The sequence below is a fragment of the Sphingomonas sp. GCM10030256 genome, from assembly GCF_042666415.1.
GTDB lineage: Bacteria > Pseudomonadota > Alphaproteobacteria > Sphingomonadales > Sphingomonadaceae > Sphingomicrobium.
Genome location: NZ_JBHTDI010000002.1, coordinates 254514 through 266723 on the forward strand (window position 1 = coordinate 254514; position 12210 = coordinate 266723).

Here is a 12210-nt window from a genome sequence, read left to right on the forward strand (position 1 = left end):
CCTAAGCGACCTCCTTGACCCGCTCATCCTTCTTCTCACCCGCTGCAACCACCCGGGCCAGCCCGCGCGACAGCTGCAGCGCGCCGTTGAGGCGGGCATGCGGGCTGGTCCAGTCGCGGCTGACGACCAGCTTGCTGTCCGGGCGAAGCTTTGCCGCCCCCTTCAGCCGGTCAACGTAGGCCAGCAGGCCCGGCAAGTCGGGAAAACCGTGGCTAGCGAAGGTCACCACCGCGCCGCGCTGGCCGACATCCAGCTTGGCGATGCACGCCTTGCGGCAGTTGATCTTCGTTTCCACGATCTGAAGCAGATTGCCGGTCTCCTCGGGCAGTGGGCCGAAGCGGTCGATCATCTCGGCGGCGAACTCCTCCACCCCGCGGCTGTCCTCCAGCTCGCCCAGGCGACGGTACAGGCCCATTCGCAAATCGAGGTCGGGAACATAGGCCTCGGGGATCATGATCGGGGCCTCGACATTGATCTGCGGCGAGAATTCCTCCTGCCGCTCGGCGCCGCCGCTCTTCACCGTCATGATCGCCTCTTCCAGCATCGACTGGTAGAGCTCGAACCCGACCTCCTTGATGTGACCGGACTGCTCGTCGCCGAGCAGGTTGCCGGCCCCGCGAATGTCGAGGTCGTGGCTCGCCAGCTGGAAACCCGCGCCAAGGCTGTCGAGATTGGCGAGCACCTGCAGCCTTTTCTGCGCCGTCTCCGTGATGATCCGGTCGGCCGGGGTCGTCAGATAGGCATAGGCCCGCGTCTTCGAACGGCCGACCCGCCCGCGGAGCTGATACAGCTGCGCCAGCCCGAACCGGTCGGCGCGGTGGACGATCAACGTATTTGCGGACGGAATGTCCAGCCCGCTCTCGACAATGGTGGTCGACAGCAGCACGTCATACTTGCGGTCGTAGAAAGCGCTCATCCTTTCCTCGACCTCGGTCGGAGACAGCTGGCCGTGGGCCACGATCGGCTTGACCTCGGGCACCTCCTCGCGGAGCCACTCCTCGATATCCGGCAGGTCGGCGACCCGCGGCACCACGAAATAGCTCTGCCCACCGCGATAATGTTCGCGCAGCAGCGCCTCGCGGATCACCACCGGGTCCCACGGCGTGACGTAGGTGCGCACCGCCAGCCGGTCGACCGGCGGGGTCTGGATCACCGACAGTTCGCGCAGACCCGACATCGCCATCTGCAACGTGCGCGGGATCGGCGTAGCGGTCAGCGTTAGCACATGCACATCGGTCTTGAGCGCCTTCAGCCTCTCCTTGTGGGTTACCCCGAACCGCTGCTCCTCGTCGACGATCACCAGTCCCAGTTTCTTGAACTTGACGCTCTTGGCCAAGATCGCATGGGTGCCGATGACGATGTCCATCTGACCCGCTTCCAGCAGGTCGCGGGTCCTCTTCGCTTCCGTCGAGGACACCAGGCGTGACAGCCGGCCAACCTCGATCGGGAAGCCTTTCAATCTCTCGACAAAATTGGTGAAATGCTGCCGCGCGAGCAGGGTGGTCGGACACACCAGCGCCACCTGATAACCGGACATTGCGGCCACGAACGCCGCGCGAAGCGCAACCTCCGTCTTGCCGAAACCGACGTCTCCGCACACCAGCCGGTCCATCGGCCGCCCGGCGCCAAGGTCATCCAGAACGTCGCCGATCGCCCTCTGCTGGTCGTCCGTCTCCTCATAGGGGAAGCGGTCGACCATCGCCGGGTATGCGCTGTCGGGCTCCGCGACGACGCCGGCGCGGGTCGCGCGCAGCGCGGCCGTTGCGATCAGCTCACCCGCAATCTCGCGGATGCGCTCCTTCATCCGCGCCTTGCGCCGCTGCCATGCCTCGCCGCCGAGCCGGTCGAGCGTCACGCCTTCCTCGCCGGAGCCGTAGCGGGACAGCACGTCGATATTCTCGACCGGCACGTACAGCTTATTGCCGCCGGCATATTCCAGCGCGACACAGTCGTGCGGCGCCTTGCCGACCTGGACCTTGGTCAGCCCCTCGTAGCGGCCGATGCCATGCTCCATGTGCACGACGAGGTCGCCGGGGGTCAGCGTCGCCAGTTCCGACAGGAAGGCGTCGGCGCTCTTCTTGCGCTTGCGCCTCCGCACCAGCCGGTCGCCGAGCATGTCCTGCTCGGTCAGCACCGCCACCTCCGGCGTCGTGAATCCGTGGTCCAGCGGCAGCACTAGCAGCGCGGCATCGGTGCGGGCGCCAAGCGCTTCCTGCCAGCTTGCCGCCAGCTTCAGGCCAGCCAACCCATGGTCCTTGAGAAGGCCGCCCAGCCGCTCGCGGGCGCCGCCGCTGTAGCTCGCCAGGACGACCTTGTGCCCCGATTTTCGCAGCTTGCGGGCATGATCGACGACGGCTTCGTAGATATTCTCGTTCTGCGCTCGCTCCGGGGCGAAGTCGCGCGCCGGGCTGACCCCGAAGTCGATCACCCGCTCGGAGGCGGGCTCGGGAAATTGCGAGGTCCGGTGCACCGGCCGGTCGGCGAGAAAGCCGTCCCATTCCTTGCGGCCGAGGTACAATGCCTTGGGTTCGAGCGGCCGGTAGCTGCCCGGCTCCGCGACCATCGCCCGTTCGCGATTCTGGTAATAATCGTGAATCGCCTCGTAACGGCTGTCGAGCGCGCCGTCCGAATGCTCGTCCCTGACCACGAGGTCGTGCTCGCCAAGGTGGTCGAACAGTGTGCCAAGCTTGTCCTCGAGCAGCGGGAGCCAATGCTCCATCCCGGCCAGCCGTCGGCCGTCGCTGATCGCCTGGTAGATCGGATCACCGGTGGCGTTGGCGCCGAAATGCTCACGATAGCGCGCACGAAACCGCTTGATGCTGTCCTCGTCGAGCAGCGCTTCGGACGCCGGCATCAGGGTAAAGGCACCGGCCGCGCCGGTGGTGCGCTGGTCGGCGGGATCGAACGCCCGCATCGTCTCGATCTCGTCGCCGAAGAAGTCGAGCCGAATGGCGGTCTTCTGCCCTGCGGGAAAGAGATCGATCAGGCTGCCGCGCACCGCATAGTCGCCCGCATCCGCGACCGCATCGGTGCGCTGGTAACCGTTGGCGGTGAGCAGGGCGATCAGCTTGTCGCGGTCGATCCGCTCGCCGGGCGCCAGGCGGCGGGTCAGCTGGCGAATGCGGAACGGCGTCAGCATGCGCTGGGTGGCGGCGTTCGCCGTCACCACCAACAACTGCGGTCCCTCGCGCCGCGCCTGGAGCGCCTGGAGCGCCGCGAGCCGCTCGGCCATCACCCGCAGCGAAGGCGAGGCGCGGTCGTAGGGCAGGCAGTCCCAGGCCGGCAGGGTGATGACCTGTAGTTCCGGCGCGAACACGGGCGAGGTCTCTGCCAGCGCGCGCATGGCGGCCTCGTCCGGCACCACCAGAACGGCGCGGCCGCCTTTACCCGCACCATCGGCGGCGCGTGCCAGGTCAGCCGCAAGCCACGGCAGGAAACCGGTCGGCGCACCGGCAAGGGTCAGCGGCTCGCCGGCTTGAAGAATGCGGTTCAGGTCGCTCACAAATATTCCGTATGCCCTGAGCTTGTCGAAGGGCAGTTCTTTCTTCGCCCTTCGACCAGTCGAAGGACCGGGCATCGACAAACTCAGCCCACGCGGATCGGGTTGAAGGTCACTTGGCAATCTGCATGTAATCGAGGCGCTTCAAGTCAGCCATCAGCTCGCCACGGAAGCGCTCGGGCGGCTCGGCGGTTCCGATCGCCCAGGCCATGATGTCGACGTCCTGCTCGTTGAGCATGTCGTCGAACAGCGCACGCTGGCTGGCATCCCAGCGTTCACCATGCCGGTCGAAGAAGCTGCCGATCATCATGTCCGCCTCGCGCGTGCCGCGATGGTGCGCGCGCCAGTGCAGGCGCTTCAGTTCGTCATCGGATTGCATCGCCGCGAGATAGGCACGTCGCGGCACACTGTCACCCCGCGCGCTTCAATGCCCCGCGTGCGCCGCCTTCGCATGCTTGCAGCTCACGTTCGGATTGAATTGCGCGAAAACTCCGCGCGGATTGTCGCGGAAAAGCCAGGCGTGGCGGTCGTAATGTTCCTCGAACATGTGCGCCTCGTCCAGCTTGGTGCTGGGATCGTCGATCATGTGGTCGTAGGCCTGGCCATGAAAGGTCGGCGGCTTGCTGTTGCCAGCGGCTCGCCACGCCTTCGCGAAGACGAGGTTTTCCACCGCGACCAGCTGCAGCGAACCGCCCGCCTGAGGCTCGTAGATGAGCACTCCGGGCTTCAAGTAATCGGTGTGGGTGCCGGTCCCATTCACCCGCGGGTTCGGGGGACCGCTGATGCCGAGCAGGTCTGGGCGGAAGTAGTGGATGCCCATCGCGCCCTGCGCCGCTGGACGCCCCATCATCTCGGCGGTCTCACAAACGCCCATCGGGTCCGCGATGTAGCCCTCGGCCAGCGCGACCTTGACGTCCCGAAAGCGCTCCGAGGCCGCACGCACTTCGGCCAGCGTCGGTTCGCGGGAAGGGGGCTGGTTCCGCGCAGCCGGAGCAGGTTGTGCAGGCGCAAGCGAAACGGCAGCGGCGATCAGCAGCTCGATCATTGGCGGACACCCCTCGTGAATGGGGAGCAAGGCCCTGAACCCCCGGCCGACGCCGCTCCGGGGTGCGTTGTTAACTTAAGGTAGCGAGTCGCTGCAAACACAGACGGACTGACAACCTTCAGCAAGCAGGCTAGCAATCGCCGGCATGCGGCCCGACCTGCTTAATCCCCTGTTCACCGAAGTGGAAGCGCTCAAAGGCGTTGGGCCGCAGGTCGCCAGGCAATTGCACAAGCTGGGCCTGACCCGCGCCGTCGACCTGCTATTTCATTTGCCCACCGGTGCGATCGACAGGATGCGCGCCACCGCCGCTTACCCGGCGATGCTTGGCCGCAACGTCATTCTCGACCTTACGCCGTTCGAGATGCGCTCGTCGCCTGGGCGCGGGCCCTTGCGCGTCTACACATCCGACGGCGACGGCAACGTCGTCACCCTGGCCTATTTCAACAATCCGGGGTGGGCCAAGAAGCAGCTACCCCTTGGACAGACGAAGATCGTCTCTGGCCGGCTCGATCAATATGGCGACCAATGGCAGATGGTCCATCCCGAGGTGCTGGAGCCCGACAAGGCGGCCGAGCTGCCTCTGCGTGAGCCGGTCTACCCGCTCACCGAAGGCATGACCAATCGCCGGCTCCGCGAGCTGGTGCTCGCAGCCTTGGAGCGGGCGCCGGACCTCGCGGAATGGGTCGAGCCAAGCCTCAAGGCACGTGAGGGGTGGAAGGCATGGCGGGCAGCGCTCGCCGCAGTGCATTCCGATCCCGCTGTGACTGAGGTTCGGCGGCGGCTCTCCTATGACGAGGTCTTCGCCAACCAGCTCGCATTGCTGCTGCTGCGGCAGGTCAGTCGCCGCAAGCGGGGCGTTGCGCTGCAAGGTGACGGTCGCCTGACGGCGAAGCTGAACCTGCCCTACAGCCTGACCGGAGCGCAGCGCCGAGTGGTGGAGGAAATCCGCGGCGACATGGCCCAGGCGGCGCCGATGCTGCGGCTGCTGCAGGGCGACGTCGGGTCGGGCAAGACGCTGGTGGCTTTGCTGGCGATGCTCAACGCCGTAGAGGCCGGTGCGCAGGCCGCGTTGCTGGCGCCGACCGAAATCCTCGCCCGCCAGCATCATGCGACCCTGCTCAAGCAACTCGATCCGATCGGCGTGCGGGTCGCGATCCTCACTGGCCGCGAAAAAGGACGCTCCCGCGACAGCGTGCTGATGGGATTGGCCTCGGGCGAGATCGACATCCTGATCGGCACTCACGCCATTTTCCAGGAAAAGGTCGGCTACCGGAACCTCGGCCTCGCCGTGATCGACGAACAGCACCGCTTCGGGGTCTCTCAGCGGCTGCTGCTCTCCGCCAAGGGCGAGCGGCCGCCGCACCTGCTGGTGATGACCGCGACCCCGATCCCGCGCACGCTGACCCTCACCCAATATGGCGAGATGGATGTCAGCCGGATCGACGAAATGCCGCCCGGCCGCACGCCGGTGGAAACGCGGGTGATCAGCGACGAGCGGCTGGCGGACGTGATCGACGGCCTCGGCCGTCACGTTGCCGCCGGTGGTCAGGCGTATTGGGTCTGCCCGCTGGTCGAGGAAAGCGAGAACAGCGACGCGGCTGCGGCCGAGGAGCGCGCCGCTATCCTCCGCGAGCGCTTCCCCGGCAAGGTCGGCCTCGTCCACGGCCGGATGAAGGGACCGGATAAGGACGCCGTCATGGCGTCATTCGCCGCCGGCGAGCTGGCTGTGCTAGTCGCCACCACCGTGATCGAGGTGGGCGTCGATGTGCCCAACTCCACCCTGATGATCATCGAGGGCGCCGAGCGCTTCGGTCTCGCCCAACTGCACCAACTCCGCGGGCGAGTCGGGCGAGGGGAGGGCAAGTCGACCTGCCTCCTCATCCGCGGCCAGACCCTCAGCGAGACCGGCCGCGCCCGGCTGGCGCTGATGCGCGAAACCAGCGACGGCTTCCGCATCGCCGAGGAGGACCTCCGCCTCCGCGGCCCCGGCGAGATCCTCGGCACCCGGCAGAGCGGCGAGGCGGCGTTCCGCCTGGCGTCGCCGGAGCAGGTGGCCGAACTGGCCCAGCTTGCCACTGACGACGCGCAGCTGCTGCTTGACCGCGACGGCGGGCTCGCAGGCGAGCGCGGGCAAGCGGCGCGGCTATGCCTATATCTCTTCGAGCGCGACCAGGCGGTGGATCTGCTGCGCAGCGGGTAGTTCGTCATTGCGAGCGCAGCGAAGCAATCCAGTTCACTTTGAAGAACACTGGATTGCTTCGCCGCTATGCGCCCTGCAATGACGTAAGCAAGCCGTGCTTCTTCTTGCCCAGGCTGATCTTCACCTCGTCGGCAACGATGATCATCAGCGCCGGGTCGCTCATCGCCACATCGTTCACCCGCACCGCACCCTCGGCAATCTTGCGCTTGGCCTCGCCATTGGACGCGCAGAAGCCAAGCCCGGTGAGCGCCGCAAGGATGTTCACTTCGCCATCCACCCGCAGCGTGGGCAAGGCCGCGCCTGAGCCGCCGCCCGCAAACGTCTGCCGCGCCGTCTCCGCTGCCGCTTCGGCAGCATCCCGCCCGTGCAGCAGCGCCGTGGCTTCGGTCGCCAGCACCGCCTTGGCGCTGTTGATCTCCGCATCGCGCAACGCTTCCAGCCGCGCGATCTCCTCCAGCGGCAGGTCGGTGAACAAGCGCAGGAATCGCCCGACATCCGCATCCGCCGTGTTCCGCCAGAACTGCCAATAGTCGTACGGGCTCAGCCTGTAGCCGTCCGGCCCCTCGGCGTTCAGCCACACCGCGCCGCTCTCTGTCTTGCCCATCTTGCGCCCGTCGGCGGTGGTGATCAGCGGCGTCGTCACCCCAAACACCTCCTGATGAGCGACCCGCCGGGTCAGCTCGATACCGTTGACAATATTGCCCCACTGGTCCGACCCGCCGAGCTGCAGCCGGCATCCGGTGCGGCGATAGAGCTCCAGAAAATCATAGCCCTGAAGGATCATGTAATTGAATTCGAGGAACGACAGCGACTGCTCGCGGTCCAGCCGCAGCTTCACACTGTCGAAGCCGAGCATCCGGTTGACCGAGAAATGTTGCCCGATCTCGCGCAGGAACGGAATATATTCCAGCCGGTCGAGCCACTCCGCATTGTCCAGCAGCACCGCATCGCTCGGCCCGTCCCCGAAGGTCAGGAACCGCTCGAACACCCGCCTGATCGAGGCGATGTTGCCGGCGATCTGCTCCACGCCCAGGAGCTTGCGCGCCTCATCCTTGAAGCTCGGATCGCCGATCTTGGACGTGCCGCCGCCCATCAGCACGATCGGCTTGTGTCCCGCCTGCTGCAACCGCCGCAACATCATGATCTGCACGAGCGAGCCGACGTGCAAACTCGGGGCCGTGGCATCGAACCCAATATAGCCGCTCACGATCTCCTTGCTTGCAAGGCCATCCAGCGCCGCGGCGTCCGTCGCCTGGTGGATATAGCCGCGGGTCTCGAGCAGGCGGAGGAGGGTGGAGCTGTATTCAGACATGCGCGCGTGCTTAGCTTCCGCTTATCACTCCGTCATCCCCGCGGAGGCGGGGACCCATCGCCGAAGGTTCTGGCGGGCCGCCCGTCAAGAGATGGATTCCCGCCTTCGCGAGAATGACGATAAGTGAGGCCATGCACCTGACCCTCCACGCCCACCCCGACAGCCCACCCGATCATCCGGACATGGCCCTCGAAGTCTGGCTCGACCGCTGGACGGACGGTCGCGCGGAGCTGAGCTATCACCTGCACGCGCCGACCGGCGGGATCGTGCTTCCGAAATCAACCCCAGCCAAGCGCACCGACGACCTCTGGAAAACCACCTGCTTCGAACTCTTCGTCGACACCGCCGACGGCTATCGCGAATATAACTTCGCCCCCTCCGCCGCCTGGGCCGCCTACGCCTTCGACGGCTACCGCTCCGGAATGCGCGAGCTCGACCTGGAACATCCTCCGGAGATCACGACCGACGACCTCGGCGACGAACTCATCGTCGATGCGGTGATCGACCTGGCCGGCGAGGTGCGTTTCGGCCTCTCCGCGGTGATCGAGGAAAGCTCCGGCACCAGAAGCTACTGGGCGCTTTGTCACCCTGATGGGCCGCCCGATTTCCACGCAGAGGCTTGCTTCGCCGCGACCCTGCCGCCAATCGAAGAGGCATGACCCTCTTCGGTATCGACCGCCTCCTCGCCGACGCTGAGCTTCGCCGCCCCCTCGAAGGCAAGCGCGTTGCCCTGCTCGCCCACCCGGCCAGCGTCACCCGCGACCTCACCCACAGCCTCGACGCGCTTGGCGCCGCGGGCCTGCGCCTGTCCTCCGCCTTCGGTCCGCAGCATGGGCTTAAGGGCGACAAGCAAGACAATATGATGGAGACCCCGGACGAGACCGACGCCCGCCTCGGCATCCCGGTGTTCAGCCTCTACGGCGAGGTCCGCCGCCCCAGCGGGCAGATGATGTCGACCTTCGACACCATCCTCATCGACCTGCAGGACCTCGGCTGCCGCATCTACACCTTCGTGACGACTTTGCTCTACGTGCTCGAAGCGGCCGCGGAGCACGGCAAGAGCGTGTGGGTCCTCGACCGCCCCAACCCGGCGGGGCGCCCGGTCGAAGGTAATCTCCTCCAGCCCGGCTGGGAGAGCTTCGTCGGCGCCGGGCCGATGGTCATGCGCCATGGCCTGACCATGGGCGAGATGGGCCACTGGTTCATCCGCCACTTCGATCTCGACGTCGACTATCGCGTAATCGCGATGGACGGCTGGCGTCCTGACGAGGGGCTCGGCTTCGGATGGCCGGAGGACCGCGTCTGGATCAACCCCAGCCCGAACGCCGCCAACCTGAACATGGCCCGCGCTTACGCCGGCACCGTGATGCTGGAAGGCGCAACGCTCAGCGAGGGCAGGGGCACGACCCGCCCGCTGGAGCTGTTCGGCGCTCCCGACCTCGATGCGCGCGCTGTCCTGACCGAAATGCAGCGCCTCGCGCCCGAATGGCTCCAAGGCTGCAAGTTGCGCGAGATCTTTTTCGAACCGACCTTCCACAAGCACGTCCACCAGCTTTGCGCAGGGCTGATGATCCACGCCGAAGGCCCGTTCTACGATCACCAGGCGTTCAGGCCGTGGCGGCTCCAGGCGCTCGCCTTCAAGGCCATTCGCCGTCTGACGCCCGACTACCCCCTGTGGCGCGACTTCCCCTACGAATATGAGTTCGCCAAGCTCGCGATCGACGTGATCAACGGCGGCCCGATGCTGCGCGAATGGGTTGACGACGCGACGGCGGAGCCGGGCGATCTGGAAGCGTTCGCCGCGCCGGACGAGAGTAAGTGGCGTCAAGAGATTGCCGACCTGCTGCTGTATTGATCGTCATTGCGAGGAGCGTAGCGAGCAAGCAATCCAGTGTTCTTGAAGTGGACTGGGTTGCTTCGCTCGGCTCGCAATGACGAAACCAGTCACCTGTCTGTGCCTTCTTGAGCCTCTGCAGCCACGTCCCACATCGTAGCCATGCTCAACCCCATCTTCCTCTCACACGGCTCCCCCATGCTCCCGTTCGAGGACCATGAGGCACGCGCGTTCCTCCGCTCGCTTGGGCAGGACAAGAACCCGCAAGCCATCCTGATGGTCTCCGCTCATTGGGAGACCGACATTCCCGCCGTGAACGCGGTGGCACGCAACAGCACCATTCACGATTTCCACGGCTTCCCGCCGGAGCTGTACCGCCTGCGCTACGATGCGCCGGGCAGCCTCGAACTGGCGGACTGGGTGCGCGAGCTGCTGGAGACCGCCGGCTTTCCGATTACCATCGATCGGGAGCGCGGCCTCGACCATGGCGCCTGGGCGCCCTTGCTCCTCGCCTGGCCGGAGGCTGACATTCCGGTAGTGCAGCTTTCGGTGCAGCCGGACGCCGGCCCGGAACACCACTTCCGCCTCGGCTGCGCGCTCCAGCCCTTAGTCAACGAAGGCGTGCTGATCATCGGCAGCGGCAGCTTCACCCACGACCTGTCGAGCTGGCGCACCCACCGCGGCCAGCCCGAACCCGACTGGGTCCGCGACTTCGCCGAATGGATGGACAAGACCATCGCCGAAGGCCGCACCCCCGATCTCCTCGCCTACCGCGAGAAGGCTCCGAACGCTGCCCGCAACCATCCGACGGAAGAGCATCTCCTGCCTTTGTTCGTCGCCCTGGGTGCAGCGGGAGAGGGGGCAAGCTCCAAGCGCCTCCACAGCAGCGTCGCGCACTCCGTGCTGCGGATGGATGCTTACGAGCTTGGCGGAAGTCTCGATCGCGAGCACTCTAGCTCCTCCCCCGTGGAGGAGGTGGCAGCGCGTCAGCGCTGACGACAGGCAAATTCGGTCACTGATCGGGACGTCTGCTTTCGACTGCCGTTTCAGTCGGTCATCGCAACACACGCTTCAAAACGCTCGGCTGGAGTTTCAAAGCCGAGCGTCTTGCGTGGGCGTCCATTAAGCTGCCGTGCCACTTCATCCAAGCGCTCCTGTGAGTGGACGCTGAGGTTGGTGCCCTTCGGGAAGTATTGCCGCAGCAGGCCGTTGGTGTTCTCGTTCGAGCCGCGCTGCCACGGGCTCTGTGGATCGCAGAAGTAGACCGCAGCGTCGGTCGCCAGCGTGAAGCGCTTGTGCTGCGCCATTTCCTTGCCGCGGTCCCACGTCAGCGATTTGATCAACTCGTCAGGTAAGCGGTGTGCCTGGTCGATCAGCGCGGTGATCACCGACTGGCTGTCGCGGTTCGGGACCCTGGCCAGCAGCACGTAGCGTGAGTGCCGCTCGACCAGCGTGACGATATAGCTGTTTGACGATCCGCACAGCAGGTCGCCTTCCCAATGACCTGGCACCGCGCGATCCTCGACGGAGGCCGGACGCTCGCGGATCGAGATCATGTCGGCAAGGCTGTCGCGAGCATCGCTCTTGCCGCTGGCTTGACGCGATCGCCGGATCACCCGGCCCGAGCGCAAATGCGCTTGAAGGTCCTTCTTCAGCACGCCGCGAGCCTGGACGAACAGGCTGCGATAGATCGTCTCGTGCGACACCTGGTGGGCCTCGTCGTCCGGATACGTATGCTTCAACCAGCCGGCAATCTGCTCGGGCGACCAGTTATCATGCAACTTGGCAGCGACCAGCTGCCTCAACTCTTCCAGCCGCGCCAGCTTGCACAGCTTGGGTCGCAAGGCGCGATCCCACGCACGCTTGTCCGCAGCTGCCGCACGATACCGGCGATAACCGCCGTTACGCCGCAGCTCGCGACTGACCGTCGATGGTGCTCGCCCAAGAGCGCTGGCGATCGAACGCAGCGACAATCCGCACGCCAGGCCTCTCGAGATCTCCTCGCGGTCATCGAGACTGAGCGTCCGTCGCGATCGGCGTCGCGGCAACGGACGGATCCCGCCATGCGGCTTGAGATGCTGGAAGATCGCTCCCGACGATCGGTCGAACACTCGGCCGATCAGCTTAAGCCCTTCGCCTCGCTGCCAGCGATCCCAAACCTCAGCGCTCTCCGCCGCAGTGAACATCCGCCGCCGTCTCTTCGCCATCGCATCACCTCACCTCGCATCGGGTTTAGTGTTGCGACGACCTCCTGAGACCACCACCCAAAGCGGACATCCAGGCTGAACGTCTGACTGCGCCCCATTGCGGACATTCGAGC

Annotated in this window: 9 protein-coding genes; 4 read left to right on the plus strand and 5 right to left on the minus strand. The window is 65.9% G+C overall.

The genetic code is table 11. The features are described from left to right. Position 1: 1 nt before the first annotated feature. The 3 genes from mfd to ACFQPG_RS09040 all read right to left on the minus strand — a co-directional run bounded on the left by mfd (position 2) and on the right by ACFQPG_RS09040 (position 4544). Positions 2 to 3502 (minus strand): transcription-repair coupling factor, encoded by a 3501-nt coding sequence (gene mfd, locus ACFQPG_RS09030; protein WP_380812220.1) that lies wholly within the window; start codon positions 3500 to 3502, stop codon positions 2 to 4. A 109-nt stretch (positions 3503 to 3611) separates the two neighbouring features. After that, positions 3612 to 3905 (minus strand): succinate dehydrogenase assembly factor 2, encoded by a 294-nt coding sequence (locus ACFQPG_RS09035; protein WP_380812222.1) that lies wholly within the window; start codon positions 3903 to 3905, stop codon positions 3612 to 3614. Between the two features lie 18 nt (positions 3906 to 3923). Beyond that, entirely contained in the window at positions 3924 to 4544 is a 621-nt protein-coding gene (locus tag ACFQPG_RS09040; protein ID WP_380812224.1) for a hypothetical protein, read from the minus strand. A gap of 145 nt (positions 4545 to 4689) precedes the next feature. On the opposite strand from ACFQPG_RS09040, the gene recG reads away from it, so the two are divergent. Continuing rightward, a complete protein-coding gene (gene recG / locus ACFQPG_RS09045; RefSeq protein ID WP_380812226.1) occupies positions 4690 to 6744 on the plus strand; it encodes an ATP-dependent DNA helicase RecG in 2055 nt (684 codons plus the stop codon). 64 nt (positions 6745 to 6808) lie between these two features. Here the strand turns inward: recG and tyrS are convergent, their stop codons facing one another. After that, complete coding sequence (gene tyrS, locus ACFQPG_RS09050; RefSeq protein WP_380812228.1) at positions 6809 to 8056, minus strand: tyrosine--tRNA ligase; 1248 nt, start codon at positions 8054 to 8056, stop codon at positions 6809 to 6811. A gap of 113 nt (positions 8057 to 8169) precedes the next feature. On the opposite strand from tyrS, the gene ACFQPG_RS09055 reads away from it, so the two are divergent. The 3 genes from ACFQPG_RS09055 (at position 8170) to ACFQPG_RS09065 (ending at position 10886) form a co-directional block, all read left to right on the plus strand. Then, the gene (locus ACFQPG_RS09055; RefSeq protein ID WP_380812230.1) at positions 8170 to 8715 is read left to right on the plus strand and encodes a DOMON-like domain-containing protein; all 546 of its coding nucleotides are present in this window, start codon (positions 8170 to 8172) and stop codon (positions 8713 to 8715) included. Then, complete coding sequence (locus ACFQPG_RS09060) at positions 8712 to 9911, plus strand: exo-beta-N-acetylmuramidase NamZ domain-containing protein (protein WP_380812232.1); 1200 nt, start codon at positions 8712 to 8714, stop codon at positions 9909 to 9911. The genes ACFQPG_RS09055 and ACFQPG_RS09060 overlap by 4 nt, the downstream gene beginning before the upstream one ends. A 141-nt stretch (positions 9912 to 10052) precedes the next feature. Then, positions 10053 to 10886, plus strand: coding sequence for a DODA-type extradiol aromatic ring-opening family dioxygenase (locus ACFQPG_RS09065; protein WP_380812234.1), 834 nt, complete (start codon positions 10053 to 10055; stop codon positions 10884 to 10886). Between the two features lie 50 nt (positions 10887 to 10936). Here ACFQPG_RS09065 and ACFQPG_RS09070 read toward each other — a convergent pair whose 3' ends face one another. Beyond that, on the minus strand, positions 10937 to 12097 hold the full coding sequence (locus ACFQPG_RS09070) for an IS30 family transposase (protein WP_380812236.1): 1161 nt from the start codon (positions 12095 to 12097) through the stop codon (positions 10937 to 10939). Positions 12098 to 12210 lie beyond the last annotated feature (113 nt).

Bases quoted from the DNA above. Each gene is read 5' to 3' on its own strand.
- recG (WP_380812226.1), top strand. From the start codon at position 4,690: ATGCGGCCCGACCTGCTTAATCCCCTGTTCACCGAAGTGGAAGCGCTC.
- ACFQPG_RS09040 (WP_380812224.1), bottom strand. From the start codon at position 4,544: ATGATCGAGCTGCTGATCGCCGCTGCCGTTTCGCTTGCGCCTGCACAA.
- ACFQPG_RS09055 (WP_380812230.1), top strand. From the start codon at position 8,170: ATGACGATAAGTGAGGCCATGCACCTGACCCTCCACGCCCACCCCGAC.
- ACFQPG_RS09060 (WP_380812232.1), top strand. From the start codon at position 8,712: ATGACCCTCTTCGGTATCGACCGCCTCCTCGCCGACGCTGAGCTTCGC.
- ACFQPG_RS09070 (WP_380812236.1), bottom strand. From the start codon at position 12,097: ATGGCGAAGAGACGGCGGCGGATGTTCACTGCGGCGGAGAGCGCTGAG.
- tyrS (WP_380812228.1), bottom strand. From the start codon at position 8,056: ATGTCTGAATACAGCTCCACCCTCCTCCGCCTGCTCGAGACCCGCGGC.
- ACFQPG_RS09065 (WP_380812234.1), top strand. From the start codon at position 10,053: ATGCTCAACCCCATCTTCCTCTCACACGGCTCCCCCATGCTCCCGTTC.